This is a genomic window from Erwinia aeris (assembly GCF_041224955.1).
GTDB lineage: Bacteria > Pseudomonadota > Gammaproteobacteria > Enterobacterales > Enterobacteriaceae > Erwinia > Erwinia aeris.
Map to the genome: position 1 here is coordinate 748349 of NZ_JBGFFX010000001.1, position 18641 is coordinate 766989.

18 protein-coding genes are annotated in these 18641 nt (G+C 54.0%); 9 read left to right on the top strand and 9 right to left on the bottom strand.

Annotation, left to right across the window (positions count from 1 at the left end; genetic code table 11):
• Positions 1–66: 66 nt before the first annotated feature.
• Positions 67–852 carry an inositol monophosphatase family protein gene (locus AB6T85_RS03545; protein ID WP_301729620.1) on the top strand — a complete coding sequence of 262 codons (786 nt, stop codon included), beginning with the start codon at positions 67–69 and terminating at the stop codon, positions 850–852.
• 30 nt (positions 853–882) lie between these two features.
• Entirely contained in the window at positions 883–2046 is a 1164-nt protein-coding gene (locus tag AB6T85_RS03550; protein WP_369894812.1) for an MFS transporter, read from the top strand.
• Positions 2047–2158: 112 nt separating this feature from the next.
• Here AB6T85_RS03550 and AB6T85_RS03555 read toward each other — a convergent pair whose 3' ends face one another.
• The 5 genes from AB6T85_RS03555 to AB6T85_RS03575 form a co-directional block, all read right to left on the bottom strand.
• Positions 2159–3538: an FAD/NAD(P)-binding protein gene (locus tag AB6T85_RS03555; RefSeq protein WP_301253442.1), complete on the bottom strand. Its 1380-nt coding sequence runs from the start codon at positions 3536–3538 to the stop codon at positions 2159–2161.
• A 534-nt stretch (positions 3539–4072) separates the two neighbouring features.
• Positions 4073–5761 carry a choline dehydrogenase gene (gene betA / locus AB6T85_RS03560; RefSeq protein ID WP_301253443.1) on the bottom strand — a complete coding sequence of 563 codons (1689 nt, stop codon included), beginning with the start codon at positions 5759–5761 and terminating at the stop codon, positions 4073–4075.
• A gap of 63 nt (positions 5762–5824) precedes the next feature.
• A complete protein-coding gene (gene betB / locus AB6T85_RS03565) occupies positions 5825–7282 on the bottom strand; it encodes a betaine-aldehyde dehydrogenase (RefSeq protein WP_253460990.1) in 1458 nt (485 codons plus the stop codon).
• A gap of 26 nt (positions 7283–7308) precedes the next feature.
• Positions 7309–7905 (bottom strand): transcriptional regulator BetI, encoded by a 597-nt coding sequence (betI, locus tag AB6T85_RS03570; RefSeq protein WP_253454376.1) that lies wholly within the window; start codon positions 7903–7905, stop codon positions 7309–7311.
• A 393-nt stretch (positions 7906–8298) separates the two neighbouring features.
• The gene (locus AB6T85_RS03575; protein WP_253454377.1) at positions 8299–8892 is read right to left on the bottom strand and encodes a TetR/AcrR family transcriptional regulator; all 594 of its coding nucleotides are present in this window, start codon (positions 8890–8892) and stop codon (positions 8299–8301) included.
• Between the two features lie 150 nt (positions 8893–9042).
• On the opposite strand from AB6T85_RS03575, the gene AB6T85_RS03580 reads away from it, so the two are divergent.
• Together AB6T85_RS03580 and AB6T85_RS03585 are read left to right on the top strand one after the other, a co-directional pair.
• Positions 9043–10338 (top strand): amidase, encoded by a 1296-nt coding sequence (locus tag AB6T85_RS03580; protein ID WP_369894813.1) that lies wholly within the window; start codon positions 9043–9045, stop codon positions 10336–10338.
• Positions 10278–10439, top strand: coding sequence for a hypothetical protein (locus AB6T85_RS03585; RefSeq protein WP_369894814.1), 162 nt, complete (start codon positions 10278–10280; stop codon positions 10437–10439). Before AB6T85_RS03580 ends, AB6T85_RS03585 begins: the two co-directional genes overlap by 61 nt.
• 117 nt (positions 10440–10556) lie before the next feature.
• Here AB6T85_RS03585 and AB6T85_RS03590 read toward each other — a convergent pair whose 3' ends face one another.
• Complete coding sequence (locus AB6T85_RS03590; RefSeq protein ID WP_369894815.1) at positions 10557–10913, bottom strand: ASCH domain-containing protein; 357 nt, start codon at positions 10911–10913, stop codon at positions 10557–10559.
• Positions 10914–11237: 324 nt separating this feature from the next.
• Here AB6T85_RS03590 and AB6T85_RS03595 point away from each other — a divergent pair, with 324 nt between their 5' ends.
• Positions 11238–11978: an SDR family oxidoreductase gene (locus tag AB6T85_RS03595; protein WP_301253446.1), complete on the top strand. Its 741-nt coding sequence runs from the start codon at positions 11238–11240 to the stop codon at positions 11976–11978.
• Between the two features lie 186 nt (positions 11979–12164).
• On the opposite strand, the gene AB6T85_RS03600 is transcribed toward AB6T85_RS03595, so the two are convergent.
• From AB6T85_RS03600 to AB6T85_RS03610, 3 genes are read right to left on the bottom strand one after another with little or no spacing between them, the layout of a single operon-like run.
• A complete protein-coding gene (locus AB6T85_RS03600; protein WP_253454406.1) occupies positions 12165–13376 on the bottom strand; it encodes an aromatic amino acid transport family protein in 1212 nt (403 codons plus the stop codon).
• Positions 13377–13421: 45 nt separating this feature from the next.
• A complete protein-coding gene (locus AB6T85_RS03605) occupies positions 13422–14648 on the bottom strand; it encodes an aminotransferase class I/II-fold pyridoxal phosphate-dependent enzyme (protein WP_301253447.1) in 1227 nt (408 codons plus the stop codon).
• Complete coding sequence (locus tag AB6T85_RS03610) at positions 14609–15760, bottom strand: MFS transporter (RefSeq protein ID WP_301253448.1); 1152 nt, start codon at positions 15758–15760, stop codon at positions 14609–14611. The genes AB6T85_RS03605 and AB6T85_RS03610 overlap by 40 nt, the downstream gene beginning before the upstream one ends.
• A 455-nt stretch (positions 15761–16215) precedes the next feature.
• On the opposite strand from AB6T85_RS03610, the gene AB6T85_RS03615 reads away from it, so the two are divergent.
• From AB6T85_RS03615 to AB6T85_RS03630, 4 genes are all read left to right on the top strand, one after another.
• Positions 16216–16809: a PDC sensor domain-containing protein gene (locus AB6T85_RS03615; protein WP_369894816.1), complete on the top strand. Its 594-nt coding sequence runs from the start codon at positions 16216–16218 to the stop codon at positions 16807–16809.
• A gap of 348 nt (positions 16810–17157) precedes the next feature.
• The gene (locus AB6T85_RS03620; RefSeq protein WP_079970346.1) at positions 17158–17481 is read left to right on the top strand and encodes an antibiotic biosynthesis monooxygenase family protein; all 324 of its coding nucleotides are present in this window, start codon (positions 17158–17160) and stop codon (positions 17479–17481) included.
• Complete coding sequence (locus tag AB6T85_RS03625; RefSeq protein ID WP_253454395.1) at positions 17474–17866, top strand: amino acid-binding protein; 393 nt, start codon at positions 17474–17476, stop codon at positions 17864–17866. Before AB6T85_RS03620 ends, AB6T85_RS03625 begins: the two co-directional genes overlap by 8 nt.
• Positions 17863–18573 (top strand): ArsR/SmtB family transcription factor, encoded by a 711-nt coding sequence (locus AB6T85_RS03630; RefSeq protein WP_253454396.1) that lies wholly within the window; start codon positions 17863–17865, stop codon positions 18571–18573. The genes AB6T85_RS03625 and AB6T85_RS03630 overlap by 4 nt, the downstream gene beginning before the upstream one ends.
• The last annotated feature ends 68 nt before the right edge of the window (positions 18574–18641 follow it).

The following is an 18641-nucleotide window of genomic DNA, read 5'->3' on the forward strand; positions in this document are numbered from 1 at the left end:
AATACGGCATACACTATCATCCGTTCAGAGGTTGTCAACTTTCCCTCGTCCCGAAGGAGTCGCCGCATGAAGCTTCCTGATATCGCTTTTCTGCATGAACTGGCCGACGCAGCCGACCAGCAAACGCTGCCGCGCTTTCGCAGCAGTGAAAACCTTGCCATCAGCACTAAACCTAAAGAGGGTTTTCGTTTCGACCCGGTTACCCTTGCCGATCGCGAGGCGGAAAAAGCCATGCGGGATCTTATCGCGCAGCGCTATCCCACGCATGCCGTGATGGGTGAAGAATTTGGCCTCAAAGCGGGCGACGAGCGCGCGCCTTGTTGGGTGCTGGATCCCATAGACGGCACGCGGCCTTTTCTTTGTGGTCTGCCGGTATGGGGCACGTTAATCGGCCTGCTGCATCACGACCGCGCGGTGATGGGAATGATGAGCCAGCCCTTTACCGGCGAACGCTTTTATGCCGACGGCTCGCAGTCATGGGTTGAAGGCCCTTATGGCAAAGTTCGCCTGCAAACCCGCCGGGATGTCCCGCTGGATCAGGCTATTTTACATACCACCTCACCGGAATCGCTGGGGCAGACGTCGCTGAAGTTTGACGCGCTGGATAAGGCCGTGCTGATGACCCGTTACGGCGGCGAATGTTATGCCATGGCGATGCTGGCCGCCGGTAAAATCGATGTTTGCGTTGAGTTCGCCCTTCAGCCTTATGACATTGTGGCGCTGATCCCGCTGATTGAGCTGGCAGGCGGCGTAGTGACTACCCCGGATGGCGGACGGCCTGAACAGGGCGGCCAGGTTATCGCCAGCGGCTGCCCTCGCCTGCACTCGCAAATTTTGTCTATCTTAAACTGACGCTTAATTTAACCCGGAGTATCACCGCTCATGCCTGACCATGTCGACACGCTGCGCCAGTCCGCCGCAGAAACGCCCGCAAGACGCGAGCAGAACGCCACGCGAGCCATGTTTTTTGTGGCGGGTTTCGCCACCGCTGGCTGGTCCGCGCTGGTGCCCTTCGCCAAAATGAATACCGGCGTCAACGACGGCACGCTGGGAATGCTGCTACTCTGCCTGGGCGTGGGGGCGCTGGTGGCGATGCCGCTGACAGGCCATCTCACTACGCGTTTTGGCTGCCGGGCGGTGATGACCGTTGCCACGCTGGCCTTCTGCCTGATGCTGCCCTTGCTCTCGGTGATCCCCAGCCCTGTACTGCTGGCGCTGGCGCTGCTGGTGTTCGGCATGGGCGTGGGCACCACCGACTGCGCGATGAACGTGCAGGCGATCCTGGTGGAAAAAGCGGCGCCTAAGCCGATGATGTCCGGCTTTCACGGCTTTTACAGCCTGGGCGGCATTGCGGGCGCGGGTGCGGTCAGCGGCCTGATGGCGAGTGGACTGTCGCCCTTTGCCGCCAGCCTGGCGGCCGCCGTGGTTTCGCTGCTGCTGCTGGGTTACAGCTTTCGCGGCCTGCTGACCTACGCTAACCCGCCGGAAGGCCCGGCCTTCGCCCTGCCGCACGGCGCCGTGCTGACCATTGGCGCGATCTGTTTTGCCGTGTTCCTGGCAGAAGGCACGGTGCTGGACTGGAGTGCGGTATTCCTGACCGAACACCGCGATATGCCGGATACGCTGGGCGGCTTAGGCTTTGCCTGCTTTGCTACCGCGATGACCGTGGGCAGGCTGACCGGCGACCGCATCGTGGCGCGTTTCGGCCGCGAAAAAGTGGTGATCCTGGGCGCGCTGACCGCCGCCGTCGGGCTGGCGCTGCCGGTGATCGTCCCCTCCTGGCACGTTGCGCTGGTGGGCTATATGCTGATCGGCATCGGCTGCGCCAATATCGTGCCGGTGATGTTCACCGCTATCGGCAGGCAAAAAAGCATGCCGCAGGCCGCCGCCGTCCCGGCCGTCACCACGCTGGGCTATATCGGCGTGCTGGCCGGGCCTGCCACCATTGGCTTTGTCGCTCACCTTAGCTCGCTGCCGGTAGCCTTTATCATGGTTACGGTGCTGATGCTGCTGGTGGTGGCGCTTTCCCGCCGCGTGCGCATGTAGCAGCTATGCTGTCGGTGCCTCTCGCTAAGCCCGCGACGGTAAAGCGCAGCCGCGAGTGGAACAGCGTTAACGGTGCCTTCCGTTCAGCCCGCGACGGCGAAACGCAGCCCCGTCACGGCGTTAACGGCGCGGCACCAACCAGCTGACGGGCCACCGCTTCGGCATGTTCCGCCACCTGCGGCAGGCCCATCAGTTCGCCAAAGCGTCCGCGCGCCGCTGGCCCGACCACGTGCAGGTGCGCATTGGCCGTGCCCTGACGATTCAGGGTGCGCGACTGCGCGTCGACCAGGATGCCCAGCGCCAGCGGATCGGCCTGGATTATGCCCTCTTCCGCCAGCTGGCTAAGCAGCCTGTCGCTGGTCAGCAGCGCATTATGTGCCGGGCCGGTGGTGACGATCAGTTTGTCTGCGATAAGACAGACTTCCGCGCCTTTGCGCGGCCCCAGCCTCAGCGCGATTTGTTCTCCCTGCGCCCCAACCCCGGCCAGCCTTGCTGCCAACACGCGCAGCTGGCCGCTGCGTTGCCAGGTTTGCAAGGCCTGGCTGACCTGCGGCGCAATGCGGTAGCGATGCACATCCCACCAGGATCGTAAATGACGCAGAAAGCGGCGCTGCTCCCTTAGCGGCAATTGCTGCCAGATCTGCTGCGCGTGCGCGCGAATGTCGTCCAGCACCAGCTGCCAGGGCTGGCCTTCTGCCGCAGCCTGAGCCACTTCCTGACGCACCCGCCGCAGCCAGCCGCGCGCGGTGGCGGGCGCCTGCCGATAATCAAGCAATCGGGGCGCATAGTCGCCGCTGACGTTGTCGCGCGGCAGCTGGCCCCGCCTTGAAAAGGCCGTGACCGGGCCACGGTGCCCTCGCGCGGCAAGCGAAGCGACCATATCGGCCATGGTCAGGCCCGTGCCCATAATGACCACCCGCTCGTTTACGCCGACCGCTGCCAGCGCCTGCGGATGCCAGGGATTGGCGATCAGCCCCGGATGCCCGCCCAGCGCCTGCTGTACGCTTTGCGGCACGGCGGGCGGCGGATGGCTGATGGCCAGCACCACCTCATCCGCCCGAAATGTTTTGCCGGAAGCCGTAGTAACCAGCCCGTCACGCAGCGCCACGGCCCGGTCCTGACAGTGCGTCAGCCTGACGCAGGATTGGGCCGCCAGGCGAAACTGGTCCGCCACGTAAGCGCCGAACCAGCCACGCTGCGGATAGACTTTGCCGTCATGCCAGTGAGCGGCAGGATCCTGTCGGTCAGCGCCGGACTGCTGATACCAGCGCGCAAAATCCCCTTCTTCCGCTGCGGAGAGCTGCATTCGGGCGGCGGGGACATTGATACGGTGCGCCGGATCCGGGGTGCTGTAAGCGACGCCCTGTCCCGGCTGCGCGCGCGGTTCAATCACCGTTACCGCTAAGCCTGCCTCGCCCAGGCGGGCAAGATGGATAGCCAGCGTTGTGCCGGTAAAGCCGCCGCCAATAATTACAATATGTCGCTCAGCCATGCGCTGTCCCGGTCAAAGAAGTTTCAGGGGCTGCCTTCGCTAACGTTACGGCTCTGTCCGCCAGTACAGGAGAACGTTGCCGATATAAGAAGAAAAGGCCTGCATGGAGCACACTATAGACAGGATAACCAACCACGACCAGAAAGCACGCGGCGCGGCGGTCGTCTGGTTCTATGATGAAAAGCGGAGAGTAAGGCCGTGCAAACAGCTACGTGTTCAGGGCCGTCTGGCGTTCAGGCAGGCAGTCAGGTACTCAGATACTCAGATACTCAGATACTCAGGTACTCAGGTACTCAGGTACTCAGGTACTCAGGCAGTCAGGCAGTCAGGCAGTCAGGCAGTCAGGCAGTCAGGCAGTCAGGCAATCAGGCAATCAGGCAGTCAGGCAATCAGGCAATCAGGCAATTTTGCGGAAGCCTGGCTGATACAAAAATGCACGCAACGGGCTGCATAGCCGTTACGTGCATTTTTTATTAAGGTACGGCAGACAGCGCCCCGCAGGCTGGTTTGCCAGCTTTCGGGACGCGGCAGCTATCAGGCCACGCCTTCTTCCTGCGCCTGCTCCGCCTCGGCTTTTTCGCGTGCCAGGCGATAGTAATCCGCTTTGGAAGCGGCCAGCGGGGTACGGCCCCGGATCAGATCGGCCATTTTCTCGGCGATCATCACGGTGGGCGCATTCAGGTTGCCGGTGGTGATCTGCGGCATAATCGAAGCATCCACCACGCGCAGCTTCTGCATCCCGTGCACGCGGCCTTCCGCATCCACTACCGCCATCTCGTCATTGCCCATTGCGCAGCTGCCGCAAGGGTGATAGGCCGTTTCGGCATGATCGCGGATAAAGGCGTCAATCTGCTCGTCGGTCTGCACCGACGCGCCCGGCTGGATCTCTTCGCCGCAGTATTCAGCCAGCGCGGGCTGACGCATGATTTCACGCGTGTGGCGCACCGCGCTGCGGAACTCTTCCCAGTCGCGATCTTCCGACATGTAGTTAAAGAAGATCGACGGCGCGGCGTAAGGGTGTTTTGAGGTCAGCCTGACGCGACCACGGCTCATCGAGCGCATCGGGCCAACGTGCGCCTGGAAGCCGTGCTCTTTCACCGGGCTGCTGCCGTTGTAGTTAATGGCGACCGGCAGGAAGTGATACTGCAGATCCGGCCAGTCCGGCTTGTCGTCGCTGCGGATAAAGCCGCCCGCTTCAAACTGGTTGCTGGCGCCGATACCCGTGCCGCTGAACAGCCATTCCGCGCCAATTGCCGGCTGGTTCCACCAGTGCAGCGACGGATAGAGGCTGACCGGCTTTTTGCAGCGGAACTGCATATAAACTTCCAGATGATCCTGCAGGTTGCGGCCTACGCCCGGCAGCGCGTGAACAACCGGGATATCCAGCTCGCGCAGCCACTCTTCCGGGCCGACGCCGGAACGCTGCAGGATCTGCGGCGAGGCGATAGCGCCCGCGCACAGCAGCACTTCACGCGTGGCGGTAGCCTGCTCTTGTTTGCCGTTGCGCAGCCAGCAAACGCCGACGGCGGTTTTGCCCTCAAACAGAATACGGTCGGTCTGCGCATGGGTAACAATCGTCAGGTTTGAACGCTGCTTCGCCACGTCCAGATAGCCGCGCGCGGTGCTGGAGCGACGGCCCTGCGGCGTAACGGTGCGATCCATCGGGCCGAAGCCGTCCTGACGGTAGCCGTTCATATCGTCGGTTTCATGATGGCCGGCCTGCACCGCCGCATCGATAAAGGCGCGGAACAGCGGATTATTGCCTTTTTTCGGCGTGGTGACGCTCAGGTAGCCATCGCCGCCGTGGTAATCGTTTTCACCGATATCGCGCTTCTCCGCCTTGCGGAAATAAGGCAGGCAGTTCAGATATGACCAGTTCTCCAGGCCCTTTTTGCTGGCCCAGTTGTCATAATCCATCGCGTTGCCGCGCACATAGCACATGCCGTTGATCAGTGAGGAGCCGCCAAGCCCTTTCCCGCGTCCACACTCCATGCGGCGGTTATTCATTTTCGGCTCAGGATCGGTTTCATAAGCCCAGTTATAGCGTTTTCCCTGCAGCGGATAAGCCAAAGCGGCTGGCATTTGGGTACGGAAATCCCAGCGGTGATCCTTGCCGCCTGCTTCCAGTAAAAGTACCGATACGTCAGCATCCTCAGTCAGTCGCGTGGCCAGGACGTTGCCAGCCGAGCCGGCGCCGATAATGATATAGTCAAATTTCTGCATTAAACCTCCAAAACGCTGCGGCCTGCGCCGCAGCAAAAAAGTGTTATAAGCGCAAAACCGCCATCAAAACGCGGACGGATAGTCGCCCATTTCAATCAGTACGGATTTGGTGCGGGTATAGTGATGCAGCGTTTCCAGACCGTTCTCACGCCCCACGCCGGACTGCTTATAGCCGCCGACCGGCATTGGCGCAGGCGATTCGCCCCAGCTGTTCACCCAGCAGATGCCCGCTTCCAGCTGATGAATAACGCGGTGCGCGCGATTCAACGAGGTGGTGAACACGCCTGCGGCCAGGCCGTATTCGGTGTTGTTGGCGCGATCGATAACTTCCTGCTCGTCATCAAAGACCAGCACGCTCATAACCGGCCCGAAGATCTCTTCCTGCACGATACGCATTTCGTCGGTGCAATCGGTGAAGACGGTAGGCTCCACGTAACAGCCTTTCGCCATGTCGCCTTCGGTGATACGGGAACCGCCTGCGAGCACCCGCGCGCCTTCCTGCTTGCCGATTTCCATATAGCTAACCACTTTCTGGCAGTGCTCTTCGCTGACCAGCGGGCCGAAGTTGGTTTCCGGCTTAGTCGGATCGCCGCACTTGATGCCGCGCATTTTTTCCAGCAGACGCTTTTCAAACTCCGCCTTTAAAGAGCGATGAATAAACACGCGCGTGCCGTTGGTGCAGACCTGGCCGGTGCTGTAGAAGTTGGCCATCATGGCGCCGTCTACGGCACGTTCCAGCTCGGCGTCTTCAAAGATAATCAGCGGCGATTTACCGCCCAGCTCCATCGTGACCGACTTGAGGTTAGCCAGCGCCGCATCCGCCATTACGCGTTTGCCGGTGTTGACTTCGCCGGTAAAGGAGACTTTGGCAATTTTCGGATGCTGGCTCAGGCCCTGGCCGACGCTTCCGGCGCCCTGCACCACGTTAAAGACGCCGTCCGGCAGACCAGCCTCGGTGAAGATTTTTGCCAGCTCCAGCGCGGTAAGCGGCGTGACTTCGCTGGGTTTGAAAATCATGGCGTTGCCGGTAGCCAGCGCGGGCGCGCTTTTCCACATGGCGATCTGAATCGGATAGTTCCAGGCGCCAATACCGGCGCAAACGCCCAGCGGCTCGCGGCGGGTGTAGACCAGCGCGCTGTCGCGCAGCGGGATGGATTCGCCTTCAACCGCTACGGCCAGGCCCGCGTAGTATTCCAGCACGTCCGCGCCGGTTACGATGTCCACCGCTTCCGTTTCGCTCAGGGGTTTACCGGTGTCGGCCGTTTCCAGCGCGGCCAGCTCATCGTTGCGCTCGCGCAAGAGCGCCACGGCTTTTAACAGTACGCGGCTACGTTCAACCGGCGTATAGCTACGCCAGATACGCTGACCGGCTTCGGCGGAGGCGACCGCACGATCGATATCCTGCTGGCTGGCCGAGGTGATTTCCGCCAGCACTTCGCCATTAGCGGGGTTGATGGTGGTGAATGTTTCGCCTTGACCCGCTTCTTCGCGGCCATTGATGTAAAGTCCACGGCGTTGCATATCGGCCATGTCTCCTCCTTTAAGGGTTAGGTTGCCGGGCCGGAAAGCCACAGCGCAAGATTTTGATAGCAAAGCTGACGCGCATCGAGCAGGCCCTGCGCCATCGGCTGGGGCGCCAGCGTCATGCGCAGCCACAGGCCGTCGATCAGCGCCGCCATGCTGGCGCCCGCCGCGCGTGCCGCATCTATCGGCAGCGCTCTGGCGAACTGCGCCGTCAGGTTGGAATGCAGTCGCCGATCGTTGATTCGCTGCAAACGCTGCAAATCGGGCTGATGCAGGCTGCTGCTCCAGAACGCCAGCCAGGTTTTCAGCACCGGCCCGGCAATCTGCGAATCGTCGAAGTTGCCATCGATAATCGCGCGGATCTGCGCCTGCGGATCGTCGGCCGCGACGCTGCGGTGATGCTCGACCGCCCTGTAGAGATCCAGCAGGATCTGACGCATACAGGCATCCAGCAGGCCGTTTTTATCGCCGAAGTAGTGGCTGACGATCCCCGTGGAGACGCCCGCCTCTCTGGCTATCAGCGCCAGGCTGGCATCGGCCAGGCCGACCCGGTCTATCACCGTCAGCGTCGCATGAATTAACTGCGCCTGGCGGATGGCTTTCATTCCAACTTTTGGCATCGCTTAATCGGTTTCAGCTATTGAATAAGAGAGATTATAGACTTTTTATATTGAACGTTCAATCAAGAAAAAAATGACAGGCGTGGAGGCGTGAAAAAAGTTAACGAAACAGCAACGCGTGGAATCAGGTTAACCTTCTGTATTTATGCTATTTATTTGCGGATGGCGTGTTAATAAATGAGCGAGCAACAACGGGCGCAAATGCGTTGTAAAGAAGCCTTTCTGATGACCTTATGCAACGGTCTGGCCAGGATTTAAGCGCGGTCTGGCAGGCTGGTGTACCGGCTTAACGCCTGCCAAACGCAGTCGGGCGGCCTGTGCTGGCGAACCAGCGTCGGTAAACATGCCAACGGAGCTGGTCGCCCGAGCCCCGGCTTTACCGGGGACGAGCTGTCAGCGCGGATTTTTGGCCGTCAGGCCATCCAGCTTTATAGCTAATTGTTCAAGCACAAAGCCCGCCGGATCCTCAAATCCGCCGTTCTGGGCGACCACCTGCAAACCTTCCAGCAGCAGCGTAATCTCTTTTGCCAGCGCCTCTGGCTCGCCCGCACCTGCCTGGCGACACAAGGCCGCCAGCCGCTGAAACTGTCGCTGCTTGTGGGCAAAAATAAGCGCTCTGACCTCCGCGAATTGCCCGGTGGTTTCCGCCAGAGTATTGGTAAACGGGCAGCCCCGCTGCAGCGTGCCGGTAAGATTATCTGCCAGGAACCGCCCGAACCCCATAATCTGGGCGGCGGAGTCGTCCGGAAACCGTTCGGCAAGCCGATCGAATACCTGACTGTAATCCTCAACCAGTAACTGTATCCATTCCAGCACCAGCGCTTCTTTGGAAGCAAAATGTCGATAAAGCGTCATCTTGGTGGACTGCGCTTTTTCGGCAATAGCGTCCACGGTCACGCGAGTGATGCCGTCCTGATAAAAAAGCGTTTCCGCCGCCTGGAGCAGGCGATCGCGCGGGGGAAGGCGTGGCTGTGAGAGTCTGGGCATAATTCCTCGTTGCAACGATACTGGATAGTATTATACGATACCAATAGGTATCATAAGATACTAACCAGTATACACCTTCAGGGTGTTGTCGTCTTCTCAGCCACGAATCGGATTTTTATGAATCTTTCAGACTATACATCTTGCGACGCTGTGGGCCTCGCAGCGCTGATTACCCAGGGCGAAGTCAGGCCTGAAGAAGTCAAAGAGGCGGCGATTAAAGCCATAGAAAAAGTGAACGGCGAGGTCAGCGCCGTGATTGAACTCTGGCAGGATGAGCACAGCAATCTGCAAGGCCCGTTATACGGCGTGCCGATGCTGGTGAAGGATCTCGGCGTGTCCGTTAGCGGCCGCCGTAATGAGCTGGGGAGTCGGCTGGCGGCGGGGTACGTGTCCGCGCAGGATTCTGTCCTTACGCAAAAAATGCGCCAGGCCGGGCTGGTAATGCTGGGCCGAACCACCACGCCGGAGCTGGCCACCAGCACCACCACGGAACCCAGCTTTAACGGCGGCACCCGCAATCCCTGGAATAAGCGCTACAGCGCCGGGGGATCGAGCGGCGGCTCTGCGGCGGCGGTGGCGTCAGGAATGGTGCCCGCCGCCCATGCCACCGATGGCGGCGGCTCGATCCGCGTACCGGCTGCAGTCAACGGGCTGTTCGGCCTGAAGCCCAGCCGTGGCCGCATCAGTATGGGCCCGGAAGTGGATGAAGTCTGGTCGGGCCTTGCGGTGCATGGCTTCGTCAGCCGTACGGTGCGCGACAGCGCGGCTCTGCTGGATGCCGTGCAGGGCAATACGCCCGGCGATCCTTTTATCATTGCCGCTGCGCAACAGACGCTGAGGGAGTGCGCCGCGCAGGAGCCGGGCAAGCTCAAAATCGGCGTGATGACGCATCCTTTAAATGGCCAGCGCAGCGAACCGGAAGTGGTTGCCGCGCTGGAACAGACTATTGGACAGCTTATTGCGCTGGGACATCAGGTAGAGGAAGCCGCGCCCGATATCGGCAGCTGGGACGCTTTTGTAGAAATGAATACGCGGTTCTGGGCATCGAATACCGCGGCCTGGATCGACGCGCTGGCCGCCATGATGAACAGGCCGATTAACGCCGACACGCTTGAGCCTGCAAACCTGGCGCTGTGGCGGCTTGGCCACGAGCTGACCGCCGTGGATATGATTGGCGCAATGCATATGCGCAACGCCGTGACCCAAAAAATGGGTCTGTTTTATCAGCAGTACGATATGTTGCTGACGCCTGCCCTGCCCGCTTTGCCCGTAGAACTGGGCCGCTACAATCTTCATCAGGGCAATCTGGACGGGCGCGGCTGGATGCATCACGTTTTAACCAGTCTCCTTTTACCGCCCTGGCTAACGTTTGCGGCACCCCGGCCATGTCGGTGCCGCTGGGGTTCAGCCCGGCGAACCATCTGCCGATCGGTATGCAGTTTTTAGCAGGATTTAATCAGGAGCCGGTATTGTTGCAGCTGGCGGGCCAGCTGGAGCGCGCCTGTCCCTGGCGCGATCGCAAACCCGCCGTCTGGGCCGGTCATTAATCTGCACTGACCGCTTTCTGCCTGTGCAATATGAATAAACAATTAAGGAGGCAGGCCCGCTTTTGACAGAAGCGGGCCTATGCGAAGGGCAAGGAATTAAACGCCAGAACGTTTATCTTACAGCACCTCAATCACCTCAAATTCTTCTGCTATCAGCTCCATATCGTCAGAAAAATGCCCTTCGCGGGTGAAAAATCGCTGATGCTCTTTTTGCCAGTATTCAAGGCTTAAATCGCCTTCACCTTCTTTGCGGGCAAACGTCTCCGTAACATCACAAAAACGCCCCAGCCGCATTGAAACCAGTCTGGTCACGCAGACCGGGACGTTCTGACCATCAAGGATGATGTTATAGCTCCCAATCTTAGGGGCAGGCTCTTCCTGCTGACAAGAGGTAAGAGATCCGCAGGAGGCCGTTTTGATCCCTTTTTTAATCAGGTCAGCAAGCTGGCTGGCCAGTTCCGGACTGTCGCCCATTTGCCAGGCATCTGCGCCTGGATACTTCGCTTTTAATACCTCAACTGTAGCTATTTACAGCCCTTTTTAATCGTCGATGAAAAACGTCATACAGGGTTTTAGCATGAACTGTCCGGACATTAACAGTGAGGCTTTCCCTCTGGTATTGTGGTCCGCTGTTCGCTCACAGTAGACTTTAGCCTGCACATGTCCGCTTTGTGCCAAAAGCGGACATTCACGCAGCAATCCAGCTGTGCCCATCGTTGCGTAATGAAACAGATGACGAATCGTGTGTTTTTTTCGTAAGGTAAATGCTGATTTCACAGCCAAATAAAGGGAGTAAGCGTGGGCAGATTTCAGGGGAAACGGATACTAATTACGGGCGGCACCAGTGGCATGGGGCTCGCAGGCGCTAAGCGTATTGTCAATGAAGGTGGCCATGTAGCCATTACCGGGCTTAATGAAGAAAGGCTGGAGCGTGCACGCAGCCTGCTTCCTGCAGCTTCGCTTATTCTGAAAAGCGATGCTGCAAGCGAGACTGACATACATGAACTGGGAGAGGCTATTAACGGCTGGGGTTCACTTGATGGATTATGGCTAAATGCCGGCTTTGCTGAAGTAGGCTCTCCGGAATCTGTAACGGCGGAGTCTTTCAATCGTATGATGAACGCTAATGTGCGCGGCCCGATGCTGCAGCTGGCAGCCCTCTCGGAATCACTTACTTCAGGCGCGTCCGTTCTGGTTACTTCTTCTTCCTCTGTATATGAAGGTGCGGCGATGACAAGCCTGTATGCAGCGACTAAAGGTGCCGTTATCGCTATGGTCAAAAGTTGGGCATCTGCGCTGGCCGTACGCGGTATCCGCGCTAATACATTGGTGCCGGGCCCGATTGAAACCAACTTCAGGCACTTTATGCCAGAGGCGTCGCGTCAGCAGTTTGAAGATTTTGTTGTAAGCCAGGTTCCTTTGGGCCGTGCAGGAACAGCTGAAGAGGCGGCTGCAGTTGCACTCTTCCTCCTTTCCGATGACGCATCTTATGTTACCGGCAGCCAGTATGCTGTAGATGGCGGGCTGGTTCATAACTGATAGTCAAAAGGATTCAGGAAAGCAGTTAAAATTAATCCAATGATGTCCGCTCCTCGCTCATAGCAGACCTTTAGCGCCTACCGTCCGCTTTGTGCCAAAAGCGGACGTTTGTGAATCGAGATGGTGTGATAGATGTTGTGTTTAATTCCGGGGACAGCTAACCAGTGTTAATGGCAGCGTATGCTGTCAGTTGATAAAAACTTCTGCCACCATGAAAATCCACATCAAAGTACCCACCATCAAAAATAACTTTAATGTATTATCGCTCAAAGGAAAATGATAGGTCGCAGCCACGCCTTTTTTTCGGGCGACAAGAAGTAAAACCGGCGGGAGTAACACTGCCCATATAACAAGTGCTATGCCAGCATAGGAAATGGCAAGCAGAAAACCATCAGGCTTGATAATACAAAACAGAGCCGGAGGTAAATACGTCAAAAGAACAGGTAACATTTCATTTTTCTTTACCATCCGGTTTTTCAATAAGTCACGAAAGTAATCACACAAACCTAACGAAGCTGAGAGCAAAGAAGATAATATGGCAAACATTGCGAAAAAAACCAGTATCACTTCCATTGATGCTACCGCTTTCGCGCCTTCAATCATTCTGATGAAAGGACCTATATTACCGCCGGAACGCTTGATTTCTGCAAAGGTGGCCTTATCAACCACACCCATAGATAGGGTTAACCAGTAATAGTAGATGAATGCTGAAATAAATACGCCTGCACATAAGCTTCCAACAACCTTTTTATAATTAGTCCGACCATAAATTTTGATGAGCGAGGGAATACTTCCATGAAACCCAAAGGATATAATGCAGACTGGAATGATTAAAATAAACGAAGAGACGCCATTTAATTCGGGGTTGTCAGTTAAATATTGAAGTTTGACACTTTCAAGCAAACTACCGGTGGCTAGGAAAAAAGTTATAAATTTTGCTGCAACGAAAAATGAAATAACGTAATTTGCTGTCGACCCACCCATGTAAATCAGAGATGAAACCAGAAAAGTGATTAACAAAACAGACCATGTCGCTCCATTAATGCCAAATAATTTATTAAGCACCCCGGAAAAGGCAGACGATGCGCCAGAGATATAAGCATAAGTGATTACATAGAGAACAAACAGAAAGCTTGCATTAACGATCACGCTGATCCTGTGGCCCAGAAGATCCTTTGTAAAAGTATGAAAGCTTGTCCCGGAAGGAAATCGCAAATTTACATCAACCAGCATTAATCCGGTTAGAAGCATGAAAAATGCTGAGATCGATAACGTGATTACCCCTTTTGTAAACCATACATTTTCAAGAGCCAGAGGAAGCGCAAACATGCCTCCACCCACTATCGTTGCAACCACTAAGGTTGTTCCATGGCTGAGCCCGGCAATATTTTTCATCATATTCCATTTCTCATAATGCCCGGCAAAGGCCGGGCAAAAGACAGACTACATTACTTCGTTATAGGCTAGTTTAAAACAGTTGTGAAAACGATCGATATGTTCTTTTTCATGTAATGCTGAAATAGCACACCTCAGTATGGCATTCCCCTCTGCGACCGTAGGGAACATCGCCACAGTAGTAGCGAATCCATGTTGGTGCATCTTCTTACACATCGTGATTGCGGTATCTTCATTACCGATGAGAATACCTCGTATCGGCATTCTTGTCCCTCTGTTGATGACGTCAGTATCAGCAAATTTTTCATCAAAATATGCGATAACGTCCTGCAACTGCACCTGTCTCCTGGCAACGGTGCCATCAAGGTGTAGGTCAGCAGCGGCCAGGCATGCCGCCATTCCCGGCAAGCTAGGAGGACCGCCAAATGCGTACGTGGTCCCGTAGGTTTTAATGAATTTAATCGTTTCCTCGAAGTTGCATGCAATAAATCCTCCATGCGAACCAAAAGCTTTAGACAGCGATCCCGCAATAATAATCCTGTCGTCCAGCTTATTGTCGAGGCATTCCATTACATAACCGGAGCCGTTTTCACCGAAGATAGAGGTTCCATGAGCGTCATCAATATAAGCATAACCATTATACTGACTAATTAACTTCGTCAGAAACTTAACCGGCGCCACGCCGCCCATAGAGCCTACACTGTCAGAGATAGATATCGGCGTAAGGCCATTATCATAGGCAAACTTAAATGCCTCTTCAATTTTTTTGTGATCCTGGAAATCTATACGCGCCACATCGCCAAATTGCTGCAACAGCCCCCGATTAATTTGCAAGGTAGCGTGCGCTGTTTTTTCAAGTATGAAATAAGGTTTATTGCTAAAAGTGTATTTTGGCAATGCCCCTGATGCCAGTAATGGCAAAACCGCGATATGACATGGCGTCACCGCATTGAAAGTAAGGGTGCATGCACCTTTCATGATGGCGCTTAGTTTACTTTCAATATCCCTAAAAATGTCTGGCTTAATTCGCGTTCTTGCCACCGAAAGTTGTACGCCAAAACGCTCCATTGCTTCATATACAGCCACTTTAAGTTTTTTGTGCGTTTCGATACCAAGATAAGAGCAGGACACAAACTCGATCATTTCCCTTCCATCATCGAGTCTGATTTTTTTTCCCTCTCTTTCAGTGACAATCAACTCATTGATGTTTTCCGAAAAAACACGTGTTTGATATTTTACAGATTTCTCAATTTTGTTTCTTTGCCAGTTCTGCACTTCGCTCTCCTTAAATAGCTAACTACCAGTAATGACAAAATCGCCAGGGATAATCCACTTAACCCCATCACTTTTTCAAATCCAATCCCTAAAGAAGTAGATTTTGTTACACAATAACTAATAACACCTGCACAGACAGTTTGCGTAAATCCGGTCAATGATGAAGCTACTCCCGTTTTATTACCTTTAATCTGCAATGCGGTGAAATGAGCGACTGGGTAATATGCACCTAATGTAAAATTGAACACAATGGCAGAGAGTAAATATAAAACTGGATCAGGATTTCCGATAATCAAAGGAACTAATGACAGTGCATTGATTCCAAAAAGTAAAAATGGATTTGTGAATGCGTTAAGCTTTGAAGCCTGATTTCCTGCTATGAAAAAAAGAACAGAAAGTGAGAAGACCAGTGAGTATTGAAAAGGCGTAAACTTTAAATTTTCAATAAAAATTACAGGCGTCAACGTAATAAAACAAAAAAGCGAACTCAGAATCAAGGAAACCAAAGCTGTCCCCGAAAAAAATTCGGTTGTCATAAAGCTGCCGTTATATTCTTCAGGCTTCTCTCCTGAACCAGGTAAACTTTTCGGAGCAAGAATGACCGTGATTATTCCAAAAATGAACATCGTTAAAAATATGTAGTTCCAGCTTACATAACCCAGCATTGCTCCGCCCGCGAGCGGTGCGAGCAGAGGAACTATAGCACTGGCAGAGGAAATGTCAGATAGGGCTTTTTTTAAGCTTTCAGCTGGAAAACTATCTTTTGCGATAGCTCTGGATAATACCGGTCCTGCGCCAGCACCCACGGCCTGTATAAATCTTCCTGCCATAAGTAAATAGATATTTTCAGCCATATAGCACAGCAGGCTACCTGCTGAAAAAACGATAAAACCTGCCGTTATCGTTTTTATTTTTCCTAACCTTTCACTTACAAAGCCTACACATAACTGGCTGATAGCATAAATGATAAGAAATCCGCTGACCGAAAGCTGAATAAGCGAATAATCAACCTGAAAAACTTTTTGCAGATCTGGCAGAGCCGGAACAATCATGTCGGTAGCCAGAGCTGACACAGATGCAGCCATTACAAGATATAAATACACTCGGTTCATAATCAAAATTAGCTTAAGCTCTAAAGAGCAACCAAGCTATCAAAACAGCTTATAAATATCAATTTATCTTATGTAATCATAGTGCTATACAGCGTTCAGCTAAAAAAAACCTCCTTTAAATAAAAATAACATTAAAATCAATAACATATTAATTAACTGTACGATTAATGATCAACTCTTTAAGGTATTCTGTTCACGAAAAAAACAATTTAATTCCGGTTAGAAATCTATTTGTAAAATAATAATTACACAGATAGCGCTACTGAAAGGAAAGAATTAAGAATCATTCACCGCAAACCCAGCAATAACGATAGATGATAAAATCGTGATCGGTTTTTAACCACATGACAGATAGGAATCTGCTAAAAAAGTGATTTGTTAACTTTACACTTTTATGTGACATTTTTATAACAAATGAAGATGGAACTGTTGACTGGTAGCGCCTCATATATTAAATGAGGTTATCTGATGCGGTGCGCCTGAATGATGAGGCAGGTCGTTTCGCCGGCATCGCGCTGGCTATGGTAAGGGTTGACTACTTCCGGCAGTTCTACAGTTACTATACGCTGCATGAACGCGACGTCCTGGCGCTGATACTGGTTGACACCTCCGTGTTGTATATACGCCCTTTTCCGGACACGGCCATTAACCGCAGCCTTTCCTCCAGCCCGCTGTTCACAACGGTCCTGAAAACGTCAGCCAGTGGCAGCGCTACGTGGCGTTCAGCACTGGACGGCGTCGAGCGGGTATATGGCTACGCCCGTCTTGAGCAGTATCCCCTGATAGTCACGGCGGGATATGACCGTGATGCAATCAGGACGGCGTGGTTCTCTGCCAACGCTGCCGACGTTGTGCTGAACCTCGTGTTGCTTGTAATGATTACCGGCATGGGTATGTTTGTGCTCCGGCAGGTAAAGGCTAACGTCAGAAACCAGCTTGAACTTTCTGACGGCCAGGCAGACCAGGCTGACCGTCTTAAGCAGCAGGCTGACAGGGTGCTTTATAAGGCGAAAAGCAACGACCGTAACCGCATTCATGACATGAGTTAAAATGGTTTTCCGGGTAAGGGCATGCTGTCCGGCGCTGGGAAGATTTGTCCCCACTTATTGAGACCTGTCTTTCATTATTGCCGATTCTGTTCGCATACTTATCGCTGGTAAATGCGCTACCGGCACAGAGCTGACTGCTGCATAAGACGATGTCCGCTTTGTGCCAGAAGCGGACGTTGCGTGTGAATCCACATTTCTATGTTGTCCCGCCTTTTAACTTATGAGTTTGCTGTTCATCGCTTATCCATGCCGGTGGCTTGGCTAACGCACAAGCATACTTCGGTGCTAACCGAAGCAACATGCCTTCGTCATCATTAAACTGCCCGTAAATTAACAACGGAGCGGACCATGATTGCAGTACTTTTTGAGGCAGATGCCCTGCCAGAGGCTCAGGAAAGATATCTTCAGCTCGCTTCGGAGCTGAAGCCTCTCTTATCCGACACGCCCGGTTTTATTTCAATTGAGCGTTTCCAGAGCCTGACTACGCCCGGAAAGATTCTTTCTTTGTCGTGGTGGGAAGATGAGGAGTCTGTTGCCGGATGGAAGCGAAATGTGATGCATCAGGCCGCTCAGAAAGAAGGCAAGCAGTCGATTTTTTCATTCTACAGAATACGGGTAGCCAGCGTATTCCGTGATTACTCTTCTGATAAGGGAACAAATCAGCATGTATGACATTCACGTTATTCTCAAAAACAGCCCGGGCTCACTTGGTTCACTGGGTAGTGTACTGGGTGAAAACGGAGTGGGACTTGAAGGCGGTGGCGTATTTACAGGATCTGAAGGCGCGCATGCACATTTCCTGGTTGAAGACGGCTTTAAAGCACGCAATGTGTTGACTGAGGCTGGTTTTGACGTCTGCAACGTGTGTCGGCCCCTGGTGAGGAAATTACCTCAGGAACGGCCCGGAGAGCTGGGAGAAATAGCTGACACAATTGCCCGGAACGGCATCAATATTCTGGTACAGTACAGCGATCACAGTAACCGGCTCATTCTCATCACGGATGATGATGCCCGGGCAGCCGTAGTAACCCGAAAATGGGCAATACCTTCTGAATGAACCTTGTTAAAACAAAGCGCGGCAGTGAGCCAGATGATGTCCTTGAAACATCAATGGTAATGGTGGCTTCTGCGCTGTCTGACCCGTCAAGGGTAAGTATTCTGTGCGCCCTGATGGACGGGCGCGCATGGACAGCTACCGAACTTAGCGTAGTGGCTGGCATAGCAGCCTCGACAACCAGCGGGCATCTGAACCGACTTCTCGGCAACGGTCTAATCATTTGCCTGACGCAGGGGCGTCATCGCTATTACAGCCTTTCGGGCAATCATATCGCCGGACTGCTGGAAAACCTGATGGGATTTTCCATGGGCACTTCTAAAGCCCCCGTTTCCAGTACGCCGGTCTATCTGCGTTACGCGCGCACCTGCTATGACCATCTGGCAGGCGAGCTTGCTGTCAATATTTATGAATTTATGCTGCAGGAAAAATGGCTTGAAGCAGATGGCTCGGAACTGACATCAGCCGGAAAAATGCATTTTGAGAAAATGGGCGTTTTGCTTAACTCTCGCACACGACGCAAGCCCTGTTGCGGCTGTTTGGACTGGAGTGAAAGACGTTTCCATCTCGGTGGTGACGCTGGCTCAGCCCTGTTTACACTTTTCCTGCAAAAAGAATGGGTAACGCGTGTACAGGGATACCGTGAAGTGAACGTAACCGATTCAGGCCGGGTTGCAATATATCGGCTGTTTAAGCTTAAAATCACCTGATCTTAAGTCATATACCGGTTGATTTGATCGGGTGACCCAAGGTGCTTTCATTTTACGTAAAAGGTCCG